The 17,291-nt window shown below is 41.2% G+C and carries 14 protein-coding genes and 1 other RNA gene; 5 read left to right on the top strand and 10 right to left on the bottom strand.

Annotated elements, in window-relative coordinates; translation table 11 throughout:
- Positions 1-153 precede the first annotated feature (153 nt).
- From MCT08_RS11840 to MCT08_RS11830, 3 genes are all read left to right on the top strand, one after another.
- The gene (locus MCT08_RS11840; RefSeq protein WP_020197670.1) at positions 154-339 is read left to right on the top strand and encodes a hypothetical protein; all 186 of its coding nucleotides are present in this window, start codon (positions 154-156) and stop codon (positions 337-339) included.
- 154 nt (positions 340-493) lie between these two features.
- Entirely contained in the window at positions 494-1,069 is a 576-nt protein-coding gene (locus tag MCT08_RS11835; protein ID WP_274678471.1) for a recombinase family protein, read from the top strand.
- Positions 1,070-2,123: 1,054 nt separating this feature from the next.
- A complete protein-coding gene (locus tag MCT08_RS11830; RefSeq protein WP_274678470.1) occupies positions 2,124-2,411 on the top strand; it encodes a hypothetical protein in 288 nt (95 codons plus the stop codon).
- A 461-nt stretch (positions 2,412-2,872) separates the two neighbouring features.
- Here MCT08_RS11830 and MCT08_RS11825 read toward each other — a convergent pair whose 3' ends face one another.
- The 9 genes from MCT08_RS11825 to smpB all read right to left on the bottom strand — a co-directional run bounded on the left by MCT08_RS11825 (position 2,873) and on the right by smpB (position 15,989).
- Positions 2,873-3,574, bottom strand: a complete 702-nt coding sequence (locus MCT08_RS11825; protein WP_274678469.1) for a YgjP family zinc-dependent metalloprotease — start codon at positions 3,572-3,574, stop codon at positions 2,873-2,875.
- 5 nt (positions 3,575-3,579) lie between these two features.
- Positions 3,580-6,951 carry a type I restriction endonuclease subunit R gene (locus tag MCT08_RS11820; RefSeq protein WP_274678468.1) on the bottom strand — a complete coding sequence of 1,124 codons (3,372 nt, stop codon included), beginning with the start codon at positions 6,949-6,951 and terminating at the stop codon, positions 3,580-3,582.
- Positions 6,952-7,050: 99 nt separating this feature from the next.
- Positions 7,051-8,322 (bottom strand): restriction endonuclease subunit S, encoded by a 1,272-nt coding sequence (locus tag MCT08_RS11815; RefSeq protein ID WP_274678467.1) that lies wholly within the window; start codon positions 8,320-8,322, stop codon positions 7,051-7,053.
- Positions 8,319-10,010 (bottom strand): type I restriction-modification system subunit M, encoded by a 1,692-nt coding sequence (locus tag MCT08_RS11810; RefSeq protein WP_274678466.1) that lies wholly within the window; start codon positions 10,008-10,010, stop codon positions 8,319-8,321. Before MCT08_RS11810 ends, MCT08_RS11815 begins: the two co-directional genes overlap by 4 nt.
- Before the next feature lie 215 nt (positions 10,011-10,225).
- Positions 10,226-12,637, bottom strand: coding sequence for a hypothetical protein (locus tag MCT08_RS11805; protein WP_274678465.1), 2,412 nt, complete (start codon positions 12,635-12,637; stop codon positions 10,226-10,228).
- Positions 12,638-12,775: 138 nt separating this feature from the next.
- Positions 12,776-13,051 (bottom strand): helix-turn-helix transcriptional regulator, encoded by a 276-nt coding sequence (locus tag MCT08_RS11800; RefSeq protein WP_263116367.1) that lies wholly within the window; start codon positions 13,049-13,051, stop codon positions 12,776-12,778.
- Between the two features lie 606 nt (positions 13,052-13,657).
- On the bottom strand, positions 13,658-14,887 hold the full coding sequence (locus MCT08_RS11795) for an integrase domain-containing protein (protein ID WP_274678464.1): 1,230 nt from the start codon (positions 14,885-14,887) through the stop codon (positions 13,658-13,660).
- A gap of 181 nt (positions 14,888-15,068) precedes the next feature.
- Positions 15,069-15,436, bottom strand: a transfer-messenger RNA (tmRNA) gene (gene ssrA, locus MCT08_RS11790).
- Positions 15,437-15,503: 67 nt separating this feature from the next.
- A complete protein-coding gene (gene smpB / locus MCT08_RS11785) occupies positions 15,504-15,989 on the bottom strand; it encodes an SsrA-binding protein SmpB (protein ID WP_053310366.1) in 486 nt (161 codons plus the stop codon).
- 116 nt (positions 15,990-16,105) lie between these two features.
- On the opposite strand from smpB, the gene MCT08_RS11780 reads away from it, so the two are divergent.
- Together MCT08_RS11780 and MCT08_RS11775 are read left to right on the top strand one after the other, a co-directional pair.
- Positions 16,106-16,540 carry an SRPBCC family protein gene (locus tag MCT08_RS11780; protein ID WP_053310365.1) on the top strand — a complete coding sequence of 145 codons (435 nt, stop codon included), beginning with the start codon at positions 16,106-16,108 and terminating at the stop codon, positions 16,538-16,540.
- Entirely contained in the window at positions 16,537-16,836 is a 300-nt protein-coding gene (locus MCT08_RS11775; protein ID WP_053310364.1) for an RnfH family protein, read from the top strand. The genes MCT08_RS11780 and MCT08_RS11775 overlap by 4 nt, the downstream gene beginning before the upstream one ends.
- 85 nt (positions 16,837-16,921) lie before the next feature.
- Here MCT08_RS11775 and bamE read toward each other — a convergent pair whose 3' ends face one another.
- Complete coding sequence (bamE, locus tag MCT08_RS11770; protein ID WP_261926533.1) at positions 16,922-17,281, bottom strand: outer membrane protein assembly factor BamE; 360 nt, start codon at positions 17,279-17,281, stop codon at positions 16,922-16,924.
- Positions 17,282-17,291 lie beyond the last annotated feature (10 nt).

The following is a 17,291-nucleotide window of genomic DNA, read 5'->3' as shown; positions in this document are numbered from 1 at the left end:
CTTGTTTTATTACCTGATCAATATTACTAAATGAAGCTACTGTTTAGTTTAATTATTTAATTTATTGGCGGCAGAATTAAATGCTTTACTATTTGAATTTTATTTGATACTTATTTGTATATATTAACTATCACGTATTTTGGAATATTTATTATGTATAAAGGTCAAACATTATCTTTAAATAAAACAAATGGAAAAGAAGCTTTGAGAGGCTCTCAAAGCAGTAAACAAGATATTCAGGTTAAAGAGAGCCGTGTTCCTGGCTTGTATGGCTGTAATCGCTATAAGTCATCAAAGAGAAAGATTGAAGATAGCAACCTTACATTCAATCCATTTTAAAGTGATTCTTAGTGGTATTAACAAACATCCGTTTTTAGATACCAATTAGAGTTAATTGAAATAGGTATCAAAAACTACCCTAAAATAATTATTGATACTCTTTTACTTTTTGATACCACTTATGATACCAAATAAGAATTATAAAAGGTGATATATGTCTGAGGGACGTACATTCGCATATTGTCGCGTTTCAAAAAGCGAACAAACAACAGAAAACCAGATCCTAGCCATTAAGAATTTTGGTTATGATATTCCACACCATCGCGTTATTTCTGAAACGGTGTCAGGTAGCGTCCCAGCGATGGAACGTGGGCATTTCAAAATGTTGGTTGAGCATAAGCTAGAAGAAGGTGACAAACTGGTTGTTTTAAAACTAGATCGGCTAGGTAGGGATAGTATTGATGTTCAGCATACGATTAGTATGCTGTTAGAGAAAGGAATCAGACCTATATCGTTAGATTTACCAGCCGCTGATCTAAGCTCAGCGGAGGGGCGATTAATGCTCCAGATGTTTTCAGCATTTGCAGAGTTTGAACGTAATCGTATCCGAGAGCGCACGATAGAAGGGCAGGCACGAGCGAGATCGGAAGGAAAGATGATTGGTAGACCAGCAGCTAAAGACACAACGCTAAGAGTTCAAGAGTGCCGTGCACTTGGGCTAACACAATCAAAAACAGCGAAAAAACTGGATATCTCTCTGCCGACGGTTAAGCGCCATTGGAACAAGTGAGAGCTGCTCTAATGCCACAAAACAGTGTTCTTCACTTTTATTGCTACTGCGCGTGCTGGACAGCACACGCGGCATGGCTGATGGAAACCGCCCTGATAAATCACTAAGCGATTCGCCAGTTGTCAAATAATAAGGCACTCGATGAGGTTCATTACTGCGCGTGCTGGACAGCACACGCGGCATGGCTGATGGAAACCGCCCTGATAAATCACTAAGCAATTCGCCAGTTGTCGAATAATAAGGCACTCGATGAGGTTTATTACTGCGCGTGCTGGACAGCACACGCGGCATGGCTGATGGAAACCGCCCTGATAAACACTAAGCTATTCGCGAGATACTGAACAATAAGGTACTCAATGAGGCTCATTACTGCGCGTGCTGGACAGCACACGCGGCATGGCTGATGGAAATCACCCCCGATAAACCACCACTAAGCTATTAGCAAAATGCTGAACAATAAGGTTCTCGATGAGGCGCATTACTGCGCGTGCTGGACAGCACACGCGGCATGGCCGATGGACATTACCCCCCGAAAAATCACTAAGCTATTCGCCAGGTGCTGAACAATAAGGTACTTGATGAGGTTCATTGCTGCGCGTTCTGTCCAGCACATGCAGTTAGTTCATTGTCTCGATAGGTAATTACATGGTAGGTAAACGTGTAGAACGTATGACAATAAACACGATCAATTTTGTTTCATCTGAAAACGGAGCGTACTGTGGAAAACTCGTAATAATGTGAAAATTCGAAAAAATATGGTATGAAAATTTAAGGAAACTATAACTTATAATTAGCAATGCTTTGTCGAAGAACACTGTTCTTTGTTAATTAATGGATTCGAACAGTATGGTGAGGATTTTGATGTAAATCATTAATGGTGAAGATATAACTAATTTAATTAGGTTTTATTTTTGATTTTTGCTTATATATATCAACTGTATGAGTCTTGTTGGTTTTTATTATACATATATTAGTTTTAGTCAAGTTGTTGTAATTATTATCCAATATAATTAACATTGGATGCATATCAACTATTTAAATAAAGATACGTATAATGAAAAATTTTAAAGACCTACCAATAGCAATGCAATCGGAAATCCTTGATGATTACTATTTTGATTTGAGAGACAATACAGAGCTAGATCTTACTCCTTGTGGTTACATAGGAGTTAATATGGATCGAACCTTAGTAAGGCAATCTGCACTTTCTGATATGTTTAGTCTTACGGCTTTGTTTCGTAGTCATGCATCCTATCGTGTCTATTACTCAAGTGGTGCTAATTCATATAGGCTATATATTAGTAATTTATTTGTTCAGCATGTTTTAAAGGAAATGCAATGATGTGATTTTTATGAAGGTTAAATTTGGTTTTTATAAGCATGCTCACTTGAGTGTGCTTTTTTATAAGCAATAAAAAAGGCCGAGATTAACTCGACCTTCTTATCCAACGCTTGACCGCCTGTTGGCGCGGAAATGTAACCATCTATTAGCGGATAGATTAGTGTATTATTTACTACTAAAAGTATTTCTTTAAGCCACCTGTGAGATGGAAATTACATTTCCCTTAAAAAGGTCATGTATTATTAGTTGTAAATTAAATCTTTAAACCACTTTTTAGATTTTAGGTAAGCTTCTTGGCTACAGATTTAATATATGTAATCATGTCTCTTTAATCAAGATGTTTTTGAGCTTGACTTGAAAATAATTTATGTATAATCGTTAAAATAACGAAATTAAAGACTTCAATAAAAATTCACTCGGGTTGCTGGCTAAAAAAATCTAATTAAATTATAGCGTTACTACTATAGAACCATGCCAGAATGTTCGACTTCATCATGCAGCTCTTTCCATTTTGGACAATGTTTTGCAATAAGTTTCCAAAAGTTCTTGTTGTGACTCTTTTCAACCGTATGGCAAAGTTCATGAATAATCACGTAATCCATCGCTTTATTCGAAAATTCCATGCATCTAGGATGAAATTCAAGAACATTGTTCTCAGTACAATTTGCCCACCTTGCATCAAACCTCTTGATGCGAAATGTTGTCGCTTCCAACCCTGTTTCTTTCTGTAAGTAACGGAGACGAGCACCAATCTTTTCTTGTGCTTTGTGCTTGTAAAAGCGTTCTAATGCCGCTTTAAACAAATTACGACTCACATAAGTCCCCTCGGGTGAAAGAATCTTGAATCGGCTCTGAGTAAAGCTAATTTCAACCTTAGAGAGATCGGGGGCGGGGATTACTTCACAATAAAACGTGCGACCACGGTATGGTGCTCGACTACCCGTGACGATCTCTTCTTTGAGAGGTTGGTTTACCTCAGCTAGTCGTTGTTTGATCCAACGTGCTCTATAGCGAATTAACGCTTGTTGTTCCTCTTCAGGTACGTCAGGCCCACGTAGAAGTACCTTCTTACCACGTTCAACTGTGATGTAGTGATGGGCTAAGTTTGAATCTAACTTAAATACCCATTCGATCTCTGTTGTTCCGTATTGATAAATTGGCATAGTGATTAGTTATTCTTCATGATATTAAAAATTTCCGCAGAATGCTGTCGTGCTACCGTCATGTCCCAACCTCCAAGACCGCGTAATATGGTGCGAATCGTCTTTTTGATCTCATTATGAATATCGGTCTGTTTTTTCCAAATCGGTGACAGCATGACTTCAGCGATATCAGGATGGTTAAAGATACCTTTCGTCCAGGCCAGTGCTTCTGCTTCATCTACTTGTTTTTCAAGGTAGTTGAACACGGCTCGTTCGGTTGCTGTCGCTAAACCCATTTCAGACGGTTTGGCATCCTTGTCTCGAACACGTTGAGCGAATAGTTCTAGCTGTTCTAAGAAAAGTGCCTGTTCAATGCGTCCTTCACGCTCATCTTGGATGAGTTTATCTAATTCTTCCTCAAGATCACCAAAGAAAGCAGGGTCTTTACCTTTACCTGTTTTGATGGTGTGCTTGAGTTTATTCTTCATGACGAGTGCAGCACTGCCTGCGCTCTTTTGCTTACGCAGTAGATCCATATCGGCAGCATCTAGGATAGACACTTCACGACCTAGCAGGCTTTTTACTTCACTTGCCTCGATATGGTCGTCGAGCATCTTTTTCAGCAATTCTGATTCAGACGCGGTGATACGAACCGCATCCGCACTATCAGGCATTTTATTGCGTAATTGCAGTTTGATCTCATTGAGCACTTTGAAGTAAGGCTGATAAGGCGCTCCTCGTTCGTCAGGTAAGACGACATCTAAGCGGCTATTAAACTCCGCTAGAGCAACGAGAAAATCCTCAACAACATCTAAACGAGCGTCTGGGTCTAAGTAGAGATCGGCATCTTCTTTGTAAGGCTCAGGCTGTTTTACTGGGTGATGTTTTGTAGGCAGAATATCTACGACTTTAGTGAGAGCTGCTTGAAGCCTTGGTAACTCCGCTTCTACATCTGTCCATACCTGCTCTGGCTGCACATCACCACCGTACACTTTGAGTGCATCATCAAGATATTCAACAACACCGAAGTAATCGACGATATAACCCGCTTCCTTACCTTTACGAGTACGGTTAACGCGGGCGATAGCTTGGAGTAGGGTGTGCTCCTTTAATGGCTTATCAAGATAGAGAGTGCTGACAATAGGGGCATCCCATCCTGTGAGTAGCATGTCAGAAACGATGATTAGTCCGATATTGTTGAATTTGGTTTCTTCTTTGGTATTTTCTGATTCATCACCGTACGGCAGCTTAAACTCTTCGTTTACCAAGTTTGGAATATCTTCTGAGGGAACTGCAATTGGCGTTTTCCCTTCTTTGATTTCGCGCTTAATGCGTTCTTCGATGGTTTCGAGCTTTGAGGTTGCTCCAGCCGCGTAGTGAGCTTGCTGCTCGCTGATACCAGTACGCTTATCTGTCATGCTACCAAGCGAGATAACCACTCGGCTTTCAAAGGTCGGCAGACCTTTGTCTTTACGTTCTTGCATGATTTGGTTCAGAACATCTTTATAGCGAACAGCCATATCACGACCATCACATACCAGCATCGCTTTAAAGTCACGAGGACGCACACTAGATAAGAAGTGCTCAACCAAGTGAAGCGCATTCTCTTCAATACGACTGATAGCTCCTCGGCGTTTTTTTAATAACTCTTGTTTGAGCTTTTTCTTGCGAGCGAGAGGTTCTTTCCCAAACTGGTCTTCAAAGGCTTGTTTCAGCTTTCCGTCACTGCCCCATTGCGCCATGCCTTCAAGATACTTGATTGGAAGGGTTGCGCCATCAGCAACCGCCTCGTCGAGTCGGTAGGTGTCGATATAGTCTTTTCCACCGAACGTACCTAAGGTTTCTTTATCGTCTTTAAATAGAGGAGTTCCAGTGAACGCGATGAACTTGGCGTTAGGTAAAGAGGCACGCATAAATGCCGCTAAGAAGCCGTATTGACTGCGGTGAGCTTCATCAACCATTACGAAGAAATTTGGCTTGGTACTCAAAACACGAAAATCAACTTTCTCTTCGCTAACCAGTTCCCACTTGGCTTTTTTAGGATTACCACTCGCGTCTGTGTGACCGTAAAGAACATTGTTCTCTTTTAAGATCCAACACTGTTCATTGCCTGCATTATCTTTACGTAATACTCGTCTTACGCGGCTTTTTGAGTCTGCTGTGGCATCTTCATCTTCTGATTCTTTCGCTGCTTTAATTTGCTTACCATCACTTTCTTGAAACTTTTGCACTGTAGAAGTAAAGATCGCGCCGTAGTCGTTACTTAAAAGAGCTTCTAAGCCTGCAACAGAACTGGCTTTAGCAGATTCAAGACCGACATTGGTGAAAGTGTTATGAATTTGGCGATCGAGATCAGTACGGTCAGTAAGAACCAGGATACTCGGGTTATTAAAGCCAGAAATTTCCGCACGCATTAGGCGAGCTAATAGTGCCATCGTGAGCGATTTTCCGCTGCCTTGGGTATGCCAAACCACACCACCAATTTCTTTACCCAGTAGTTCTGGATCTCGACCTTGTAAGCGTAGCAAGGTTTTCTCTACCGCACGCCATTGTTGATAGCGCGGTAGCTTTTTAATCATGATGCCTTTTTCCACTTCATACATCGGGTAGAAGCAAACAAGACGAACGAAACGAGATGGTTCAAACAGTGCCCACAGCAGCTTGTCTTGCTCGGATGGTGTTTTGCCCAGCAGGTTTTCTAACGTTTCTAGAACAGTGTTCTCGTCAGGTTTTTTCGAATCAAACTTGTAAGTCAGATAGAACTGTTCTGAAGCACAAATTGCCCCGTATTTGGCTTGGCTACGATTAATGGCGGCACAGACCATGTTAAACGCGAAATGCTGGGTAAAAGAGCCTTGATAGCCATCGATTTGGGCTATGCCTTTGCTAAGTTTAATGGCGCTATTTTTACACTCAATAAGCCCGAGGGGTAAACCATTGATGAACAACAGTAGATCGGGCTTGAATTGCTCCTCATTGGCATTTTTGCCAATGTACTGATCGACGACATGGAATGCGTTACCCTCGGCACCAGCTTGATCAATGAAGCGGATGCTACGAGGCTGACCATGTTTATCTTTTTGTTGTAGGTTGGATTGGAAGAGTACATCTTTCCAGAATGCGTGGTTGGCAAGCATCAAGTCGTTATTATGCGTAAACCAGATATCACGCAGTTGCTTGATGGCCTTGTATGCGCCATTAGGCACTTCGGCAAGCCAAGGGTTAAGTGCATGCAGTCGATCAGTCAGTATCTCTTCTAAAATCACAGGTTCAGTTTTGTGTGCCTGTTCAACTTGGCTTCCTTTTATGTGGGTATAGCCGAGCTTTTTTAGCCACTCAATAGCAGGGCGTTCTACCCCAACGAGTTCTGGTTTTGATGATTCTGCCTGATCTGACATGGCGCATTCCTTTCTTTATTGTTATTGGTTTTTTATTGTTCTTATTAATTCGGTTTGTTAATGAGATGCCTTCTTTGGAAGGCATCATTACTCGAATGGTTAAGCTGCTTCTGGGTTATCTAACGGAACTCGCCATTCACCCGTTAACAGCTTTTGCATTAAGCCTTTTTTTAATTGCTGTGTTTCGGCTTTTTGTTTGGTTAGCAAATCAACTTTACGATCAATGGTAGTTAGTATCTTGACGATTTCTTTTCTTTCGTTTTCAGGAGGTATTGGGAACTCAAAACTATATAAATTCTTATTAGTAATTTGATTTATAGTGGCTCCGAGATTTTTAAGAATTTGCTTTCGATACATTTCAGTCTGGAATAGTTGGTAAATTAGCTCTGACAGTGGGGTACGAAAAACTGACATGAAAGCACCAAATGTTGTGTTTCTCATATCCTGACCGATAAGAGCACTTTTTCCAATGAGGGAGCGACTACCATTACGAACACAAATTAATATATCGCCTTTTTTAATTTGTATGCTTTCTGAGACCTTACATTTTACATATACATTGTTATTTAACTCGATTCTATTGTTTTGTACATTAGAAGAGCGCAATACTAAAGTGCCTGAGTTATCTGTTGTGTCTTCTGGTTTATAAGTTAGACCGATTAAACAATCACCGATTTGCTTTAAGCTTTGAGTTTTCCAAGATGATGGAATCTGACCAAATTTTGAATCCTGAAATTCTGAATGTGGCTGCCAAGTACCATCTGAATCTTGAACACCAACGCCTTCGGAAAACAGCTTTTGCATTAATCCTGTTTTGAGGTTTTCGGTTTCAGCTATCTTTTGGTCAATAAGGTCAATCTTCTTATCAACAGTGGATAGAATTTTTGCGATCTGATTTCGTTCTGAGCTATTGAGGGGGAATGGAAAACTGAAACTGTTTAAATTTTTATTGGTGATCTGATTGATTGTCGCCCCAAGGTTGTTGCGGATTTGACGATAATACATATCACTATGAAACAAGTGACGTACATAGTCATGGTGCTTTGTTCGATAAATCGACATAAAAGCCCCAAAAGTAATTTCTTCAGTTAGATGTTCTTGTTCAATGACTGCTGATTTACCGATTAAAGAACGACTGCCATTTCGCACGCACACAAGGATGTCACCGTTTTCTACAATTAGCTTACTTGGTACTTCGATGTTAACGAAAACATTATCGTTAAAAACAAGTCGGCTTTGTTGAATATTCGATGACCGTAGTACCAGTGTTCCGTCGCTTGAAACAACATTTTCAGGTTTATAAGTTAGTCCGATATGGCATGAACCGAGTTCTTCGAGTGTTTTCATTGCCCATTGATTTGGAAGGTTCATTTGATTCTCTCCAAACCGAGTAATGCCAATAGAGTTTCTAGCTCTTTGTTGGTTGCCGATAATTGTTCGTCAATAGTATCTATTTTTTCTAGACATCTATGTATGTCGACAATATCTTCTTCTTCTGAAGTATCGATGTAACGGCTGATATTGAGGTTAAAGTCATTCTGCTTAATCTCTTCGATATCGACCACTCGTAGGTATTTATCTACAGCGACGGAATCCAATAGCTCTGAAAGCTGATCTTCCGTTTGTTCCCCTGCGTCAACGAGTGTTTGCTTCGCCTTATCGTACTCAGTCGTAATGCGTTTGATATCAGCTTCACGTAGGAAGTTCATCGCTTTGCCTTCACCAAATTCAGCGGAAGCATCAACGAAGATAACCTTGTTCTTTAACGCCGCAGGCTTGTTTTTGTTGATGAGCAACACAGCCGCCGCGATACCCGTGTTGAAGAAAAGTGCTGGCGGCAAACCAACCACACCCTCAATCAAGTCACCTTTAAAATCATCTTTGCCAACTAGCATGCCTTTACGGATTTTACCTTCATCGCCTTCACGGAAAAGCACACCATGAGGCACCACCACACCGATTCGACCATCATCTTTGGTCGAGGCAATCATATGCTGAACAAAAGCCAGATCCGCTTTGGTGCGCGGAGCAATGCCTAGACCAAAGCGACCAAATTTATCTTTTAGTTCCTTTGCGTATTTTGGTGCAATTTCTTTTTCTTTGCCGTTTTTATCGATTTTGGTCTTTTTGTTTACTTCTAGTGGCTCCCACCACTCTTTGATTGAAAACGGAGGGTTTGCGATGACTCGGTCAAAGGTTTGTAAGCCTTCGCCACTTTTGTGTAATGGGTTAACCAAGGTATCACCACGCTTGATATCCCCATCAAGGTTATGCAAGAACATGTTTAGCTTGGCAATTGCCCACGTACCTAGATTTTTCTCTTGACCGTACAACTTACAGTTCGGTTTCCCCATCACTGTACCGTTGTCGTAGTTGTCTTTGATATGACGAGCAGACTCAACTAGCATGCCGCCACATCCGCAGGTAAGGTCATAGATTTCATGTCCTGGTTGTGGGTCAATCAGCTTTACGATCAGCTCTACTACTTCGTGCGGGGTATAGAACTCGCCGCCTTTTTTGCCAGCGTCATCGGCGAATTTACCAATCAGGTATTCGTAGGCATCACCAAGCAAGTCAGCTTTGTAAAGGTTCTTGTTGCCCAGTTTATGTTGGTTGAAGTGGCGAAGCAGACGCATGAGAAGTTCGTTGCTGAGCTTTTCTTTGTCACCGAATTGTATAGCTGTTAGCACTTTTTCTAAGGTTGGGTTTTGTTCTTCAATTTTGGCAAACGCTTCATCGATAGATTCACCAACGTTTTCCGATTTCTTGGTAAGGTTTGCCCAACGCGCATCCACTGGCACGAATTGCTCTGGGTTATCTTCTAGGATGATTTCCATTGCTACGTCAGCACTGCAATCTTCTTCATCCATCACGGCTTGTACGCGCTCGTCAAACACATCAGAAAGGCGCTTAAGGAAAATAAGACCGAAGATATAGTTTTTGAAGTCTGAGCTGTCTACAGTGCCGCGCATGATGTTTGCGCTGCCCCAAAGCCATGTTTTAAGCTCTTCTAAGCTGATCTTGTCTGCTGTTTCTACGTTGGTGGTATTGTCTGTCATCTGAATCTCTCTGGCGTTCTCGGCTGCCTTGTTGGTTAGTCGGCAAAGAACAAAATTTGCGGGCATTATAGCGCAACATAGAGCAATTGAGAGACAAAGGTCAGGATATTTGAGAGTCGCACGGAAACGTGCGTTTAGGAGCTTATTCCCTGCCACCTTTGCTTACAGATCGTAACTGTATAGGCAATAGCGATAGGTAGCAGGGATAGATGGCTTTATGCTGCGATGTCCACTGGGATGTATTTGTTGGTATCCATTTCTGCATATGTTGCAGCATGCTTGTGAAGGGTTACGCGTGCCTTATTGGTGTTGCCGCTGAACCTTGCCATTTCAAAGCCGAACGAGGAGAGCAGCTTTTTCAGGTACGATGTTGCTTTATTTAACTTGGCTTCTTTGTGCAAAGGTTTCGTGATGTGCAGTGCTTCATCTAAAACCCAGTTCAAATGTGTTCTTTGGTTGTAGCAGTGTTCAACGATGATACGAACGTCATCTTTATGAATAGACAGGCTCTTTTCGATTTCGCAGAAACCATGTTCTTTCAAAATGGTTTGAAAGAGAAAGTTCGCAGTATCTTGATGTTTTGGCTGTATATTTTGCTTAACTTTATGGAGTTTAACAAAAGGAAATGCATCAAAGATATCTCTGTGTTTCATAAACTCATAATGAAAAAGAACATCATCTTGTTCCACGTTAAGAAGCTGGTAATCTGTTCTGATTCGGCGTTTGGTTAAAGCCGCATTGTCGGATGATGTACGAGCGTTTGATTCGCATAGATTGACGGCTTGTTCGCTCGATAAATTCGGTGCGTTTACAATCGCCTCAATGAGCAATGTTCTGTATGTCTTTTGTTGTTCGTTTACACACTTTTTAGCTAAACACTGATCCATAAGAGAAGAGGGGGCTGATGCCGTAGTAAACCCTAGTTCTTCGAGTGTTATGTGCATGTGCAAAGCGAATGAAGAAAAGAACATGTGCTTTGAGTTTAAGAACTCAATATGAAGTGCGTCTGTCGCTTGATAGTGAAATCTTGAGTCATATTTGATTTTGTGGGTTTTCGGCGCTGAGAAGTCCGCAAAGGCATCAATCGCAAACCAAATCGTTTTTGCTGTGCGAAAGCGTCTTGCAAAGTTTACTAGTTCTGGCGGTGCTAGTGTTTTATCGCAGAATACGACAACTTTATCGGAAAAATGCGTTGTAATAGAAAAACCAGAACCTAGGCAAGGGGATGCCATAATGGCCTTGTACTTTCTGATTTCATCATTTGGGTTAGCTAAAAACGCACTCTGTTCTGGCATATCTTTGTTATCTCCATGAATAATCAATACACCGTCAGCAAGTGCTGATTTTTCGCAATCAAGCTTGTTTTCATTTTCATACCCTAACGACTTGGTGACGTTGCGCAGAGTATTTAGAGAGTCAAACAAGAAGATTTTATCTTGATTAAACTGCTTATCTAGGTGGAGATTAGATATGTATTGGTTTTTATCAGTAATAACGGCTTTGATGTTGGTGTATGGATTTGCAGTGCAGTTTAAAAGCGTCACTTCACCTCGCAACCCCTTGATATAACTCAAACCGATGTTTGATATGTCAGCATCGCCCACAATCAGTTGCGGAACATTGCGGATAATCTCAGACAAGCACTCGAAGACAAGCTGTCGAGGTAGTTTTTCGCTATCTTTAGAGCAAACAATCGCACTCAACACTTTTTCAAACTCATCAATGATAAGAATGTCAGTCTGCTTTAGAAAAGTAAAAATGTGCGTCTTCCAAATACTGTTGACTACGACTCCGATCGCAGAGGCTTCTTCTAACTTTGATAGCTCATCGTTGTAACTAGTTGCTAGGTTGTCAGTGCAGTATTGTTCAACTAAAGCTGTGAGGTATGACAAGTAAGTCACCTTTTTATTCTGCTTCTTTGCTGTTTGCGCCACAGGGCCAAAGACATGTTTGGTTTTCCCTGTTCCAGTCGCTGACTTAATTGCGAGGGTACGCGTGTTATTGATTAGCTTGGCGCACTCGGGTACATCTAGGCTTTTTACCGTTACGAGATCGGTTTGAACGGTCGGACACATAAATGTTTTAACCTGAGAGCGACAATGACTTAGTTGCTCATTGAGAGCATGACGTAAAACGGGCTGCTGTAGTTTATTAATTGCGTTTACGGCATGGGTCGCCAGGCATGAATCAACAGTGCTGTTGATCAGTGGCATCGTGCGAAGTAATTGAGTTGCTAGCGATGTGATAACATCATGACAAGAAGTTAATGAGCAGCATAAGCTAAGGTAGCTCACGATACCGTAGAAGTCGTTTAACGGGTGGATTGTGCCTGTTGTTGTATCTAACACAGTTACACGATCATTTTGATAGTTGTACGCCATTACTTTTGCTGTTAGCTCAGGCAGCATTTTTGAGTCAACAACAAGCAAAATGTCAAAGCCAGCATCTTTATAATAGCCGATCACTTCACCCGCATTGATGCTGTCGTTGCTTAATGCAACGACTCGGCGTTCTGTTGCCACATATTCAATAAATGGTGAGATCAGAATCGAAACAGACTTTACTGCTTTGTCTGATGGTTGGATGAGTGTGTGCTCTGCGGTTTGAGATTGTGCGATGACGTTCATTTATTCTTATTCCGTGGTCAACGCAAAGGTGCAAAATTCACTAGATAATATATATAACTAAGAAATTCTGCACTTTTGCTAGCATGCTAAAGCATGCAATAAACAATTGGTTTGATTGATTTTGTGCGAATTGCTTAGTTAAGCAGCTAGTGATAAGAAACTGTTGTCGAAGAGTGCTTGACGTTGTTCCACGAGAGTAGCGACCACTTGTTGTAGATCTTGACCGACCACGATCGCTGCAAGAAAAGTATCGATTTCGTGAGCGAGAAAACCCACAGAATTTGCGCCTAAAGGAATAGAAGGTGGAAAAGTGCCATCATTGATTTTACGGTGCAGAGTTGCACGAGAGAAAGGGACGCGCTTTAGTACGTCAGCTTTGCGTTCGATTTTGATTTGAATTTGAGTGTGGTTCATAACAGACATTACCTTCTACAGAGACGATCCGCACTAACTAGTTTTGCGCATCCCAAAATGTTATGGGATAAGCCATCTGGAAGATCAGATAACTTTCTGCGTCAGGAGTCACCGATACAATACATGCACCTAAGTGAACTTGATGTTGTTGCTGTAATACCTATCAGAGCGATATTAAGCGGGTTAGTTAATGCTAAATCAAAAAAATAATAAACAATTAGTCTCAGTAGACTGCCCTTTTGGCAGAAGGCTTTTAAGCCAGTAAGTGTCTGTTCTCCATCAGAAAAGGTATTTATTGGACGACGTATGTTTTAATTGAGATCCAGCGGATCGTCAATATTAAATTATTTAATTTGCTGTTTAACTGTGATCTTTGTCACTTAAGTGGTGCTATTTAGCTCCTTGCTGCCGCCAGCATTCTGAATACAGTTAAGAACTTGTAGAGGTATGGTGGAGATATCTGACTGATAGCATTCGATATTAATGTTCCTTCCTGATCTGGTGTAATTATCTTGATGTGCTTATTTATCGATCAGTTGCTTCTTAACTGCGTTGAGTAAGGAGAGCACTTAGTTTGCAATCTAAATGCTCTTATAATCAGACGGATTAGTGTTGTTCAGGCTTTGCTATGGTGTTAGCGTTTTTTGAGGCTTCAAGAATAAAGTCACTCCACCAGTTCATGATTTTTCGTCGTTCATCAAGGTATTCAGCATTGTTGTAGATGTCACGAATAGTGTTTTTGTCTACGTGTGCTAAACACAGTTCGATAGCATCTTTGTTGAAGCCCTGCTCGTTAAGAGCTGTACTGCCTATTGAGCGCATGCCATGGCTTACGAGCTTTCCTGACATCCCCCCGCGTTTAAGAGCAGCATTCACACTTTGGCTATTCATATGTTCGCCTGTCGATTTCCCGCTCGGGAATACGTACTTTTGGTCGCCCGAAATTGGCTTCATGAATTCTAAAAGTTGGATAGAAGCGTATGAGAGCGGTATTTTATGGTCTCGCTTCATTTTCATTTTCGTGCGACTGATGACCCAAAGTCGTTTTTCAAAGTCTATTTCTGACCACTCTGCACGAGCGCACTCAACTGGGCGAGTTAGGGTATGCAGTTGAAATTCAAACGCACAGCGAGTGATGTGTTTGATGTTTGCTAAAGACATTTTTTGCATTAACAGGTGTAAGTCTTCAGGTTTTATCGTGAGCATGTGCTCTACTTCTGGCTTTTTAAAAACTTGTCTAATTTTTGATAGTGGGTTTGATTGGAGTTTTCCGCAGTTAGTTGCGTAATCCATTATTTCGTTCAAACGTTGACAAACACGTTGGACAGTTTCAAGAGTGCCTTTTGCTTCAATCGGTCTTAAGACCTGAATTACGATAGGACAGGTGAGTTCATGGATCGGAAAATTACCCAGATTTGGAAAAACATGAAGTTCAAGAGAACGCCAAATATCATCTGCATAATTTGCAGATACTTTATGACTTTTTACTTCAAACCATTCTTCAGCAACTGCTCTTAATGTTGATGCTTGAGCGATCTGAGCATTGATGCGTTGATTATCTCTATATGTCTTTGGATCGATACCTTCAGCAACTAAGGTGCGCATCTCTCTTGTTTTTTCTCTAGCCGATGCAAGGGTGATATCGGGAAAGATACCTAAGCCAACGTTTTTACGTTTTTTAGTTATGGGGTGGATGTAATTGAATAGCCATAGTTTTGAACCGTTAGGCTTAATTCGTAGGTACAGACCATTACCATCAGCCAGTGAATATTCTTTTTCTGCTGGTTTTGCTTTACTGACTTGAGTTGTAGATAAGGGCTTGATTTGTCTAGCCATTTTATTGTCCTTTGCAATGTAACAACAGAATGTGACTAAATTCTGTGGTGTTGCAAAGGATGTTACTAAAGAAGAGAGATTAAGTGAATCACGATGAGATAGTGTGAGACGCTCAATGCTAGGTATTACAAGGCTTTAGAAAAGAAAACGGGACATCCTGAGATGTCCCGATACGCGTATTTGGTGGAGCTGGCGGGATTTGAACCCGCGTCCGAAAATCATTCATCATTGGTACTACATGCTTAGTCGATCTTTAATTTCACCATCAAACTGCGAACCGACACGCTATCTAATGGCTATCCTGAATTAATTTTAATGCTTTGTCTCTCAGGCGGGAGACGCGGCACGAGCTTGTTTGGGTTTGACTCTCTGTTATTCCCCGTCTTACGAGCGGAAGCTAGGGCAGAAAGGCTCTTGGCAGGTTATTAAGCTGCTAGTGCGTAGTTTTCGTCGTTTGCGACTATTTTTTTGCGGTTTGTTAACGAGGCCTACCGCACCTCGGCATGCACCTCAGACTGCAAAATTCCCGTCGAATCCTGAATCAGCCCCAAGGGTGTTGAAGCATAGTACCAGAAAAGCAGTGCCTGTCTAGTTCCATGCGTCTAAGTGGTCAAGATTAACGCAATGAACTCTTCATTACGCGTGCTTTCTCTCTTGCCCAATCTTTTTCTTTTAAATCATCACGTTTATCGTGAAGTTTTTTACCTTTCGATACGCCAATTTTAAGCTTGACCCATGAACGAGACCAATAAAGAGACAACGCCGTTAACGTCATACCTTCGCGGTTAATTCGCCCAGTGATATTGTCCAATTCGCGTCGGCTCAGTAATAATTTTCGAACACGAGTCGGGTTAGCGACAACGTGCGTAGATGCCTGTTGAAGAGGTACGATTGTCATTCCTGAGACAAAAGCTTCTCCGTCTCGCATGAAAACATAGCTTTCTGCAATATTAGCTTTGCCTTGACGAAGAGATTTTACTTCCCAGCCTTGGAGCTCTAGCCCTGCTTCTATTTCATCTTCGATAAAATATTCGTGGCGAGCTTTCTTATTTAAAGCAATGGTACTGCTACCAGCTTTTGAGTTTGATTTTTTCTTTACCATAATGGCGTCATTATACGGCTTGGTGTGAGCTTATGAAATCCTTTTATTTGCGTAGGATAAGAATAAAAGTAAAATTGTTACACACCTGACTCTTTAGGTGATGATGAGGAGTGAATATGAAGCAAGTCAGTCGTTCTGCTTTAGTGTCTTTTAGCGCAGAACAAATGTTTAATTTAGTGAATGACGTTGCTCGTTATCCTGAATTTTTACCTGGGTGTTCAGGTTCTCGTGTGATTGAGTCTTCTGAGCAGTCAATGGTCGCTTCTGTTGATGTGTCGAAAGCAGGGATTAGCAAAACATTCACAACGTCAAATGTTTTGGTCACAGGTGAAGCGATTGTGATGCATTTGGTTGATGGTCCTTTTAAGACATTAAGAGGCGGTTGGTACTTTACGTCACTTGATGAGCAAGCGTGTAAAGTCGAGCTGAAACTAGAGTTTGAGTTTTCGAGCAAAATGATTGAGTTGGCTTTCGGAAAAATCTTTCATGAATTAACGAGCAATATGGTCAATGCGTTTACAAAACGAGCCAAGCAGGTGTATCAAGCATGAGTATTGAGTCTGACATGATCCATGTTGAAGTTGTTTACGCACTACCTCATGAGCAGCGAGTGCTGAATTTAGTGGTGGATAAAAATTTAAATGTTCAGGAAATTATTGAAAAATCTGGAGTACTTGAATTATATCCAGAAATTGATTTAGCGAAAAATAAAGTTGGTGTATTTAGTCGCAATGTAAAGTTAGATGCACTGGTTAGAGATCGCGATCGTATTGAAATTTATCGGCCACTGCTTGCTGACCCTAAAGAGATTCGCCGTAAGAGAGCCGAGCAGGGTAGAGCGTCATAGCTACCCTAAATTTAGGTGAGTAAGATAGATATAAAAATAGGGTTCACTGTGAACCCTATTTTTATATCTATCTTATCAATCCGAGTTAGTTTATGCCTTCGAAAAACTGTTCGCTTGGGGAGAAGTCTCCAGCGACGTTAACCAAGGAACCAGAAGGGTTAAAGTTCACAATCAGGTTTTTCTGTATAGAAGCTTTGTGGCCTTTGGTATGGTGATAAATGTAATACCACGTATCAGGGTAACCATTTTCAACCAACATTGGAGAGCCCATGACATATCGAACTTGTTCCTTGGTCATTCCGAACTTAAGCTTATCTACCGCTTGTTGCTCTACATAATTACCTTGGTTAATGTCGATACGATATACCAGTTTTTCTGCCAACGAACACCCAGTTAGCATTGTGATAGCGAGTGGTACTGCTATTAACCATTTCTTTAACTGCATACTTAAATTC

The sequence above is a fragment of the Vibrio aestuarianus genome (assembly GCF_028858425.1).
GTDB classification, from domain to species: Bacteria; Pseudomonadota; Gammaproteobacteria; order Enterobacterales; family Vibrionaceae; genus Vibrio; species Vibrio aestuarianus.
Note: the sequence above shows the minus strand (reverse complement) of the source record. Positions and strands in the feature narration are given on the sequence as shown.

Coding starts and splice junctions, on each gene's coding strand:
- MCT08_RS11840 (WP_020197670.1), top strand. CDS start 154: ATGTATAAAGGTCAAACATTATCTTTAAATAAAACAAATGGAAAAGAA.
- MCT08_RS11835 (WP_274678471.1), top strand. CDS start 494: ATGTCTGAGGGACGTACATTCGCATATTGTCGCGTTTCAAAAAGCGAA.
- MCT08_RS11830 (WP_274678470.1), top strand. CDS start 2,124: ATGAAAAATTTTAAAGACCTACCAATAGCAATGCAATCGGAAATCCTT.
- MCT08_RS11825 (WP_274678469.1), bottom strand. CDS start 3,574: ATGCCAATTTATCAATACGGAACAACAGAGATCGAATGGGTATTTAAG.
- MCT08_RS11820 (WP_274678468.1), bottom strand. CDS start 6,951: ATGTCAGATCAGGCAGAATCATCAAAACCAGAACTCGTTGGGGTAGAA.
- MCT08_RS11815 (WP_274678467.1), bottom strand. CDS start 8,322: ATGAACCTTCCAAATCAATGGGCAATGAAAACACTCGAAGAACTCGGT.
- MCT08_RS11810 (WP_274678466.1), bottom strand. CDS start 10,010: ATGACAGACAATACCACCAACGTAGAAACAGCAGACAAGATCAGCTTA.
- MCT08_RS11805 (WP_274678465.1), bottom strand. CDS start 12,637: ATGAACGTCATCGCACAATCTCAAACCGCAGAGCACACACTCATCCAA.
- MCT08_RS11800 (WP_263116367.1), bottom strand. CDS start 13,051: ATGAACCACACTCAAATTCAAATCAAAATCGAACGCAAAGCTGACGTA.
- MCT08_RS11795 (WP_274678464.1), bottom strand. CDS start 14,887: ATGGCTAGACAAATCAAGCCCTTATCTACAACTCAAGTCAGTAAAGCA.
- smpB (WP_053310366.1), bottom strand. CDS start 15,989: ATGGTAAAGAAAAAATCAAACTCAAAAGCTGGTAGCAGTACCATTGCT.
- MCT08_RS11780 (WP_053310365.1), top strand. CDS start 16,106: ATGAAGCAAGTCAGTCGTTCTGCTTTAGTGTCTTTTAGCGCAGAACAA.
- MCT08_RS11775 (WP_053310364.1), top strand. CDS start 16,537: ATGAGTATTGAGTCTGACATGATCCATGTTGAAGTTGTTTACGCACTA.
- bamE (WP_261926533.1), bottom strand. CDS start 17,281: ATGCAGTTAAAGAAATGGTTAATAGCAGTACCACTCGCTATCACAATG.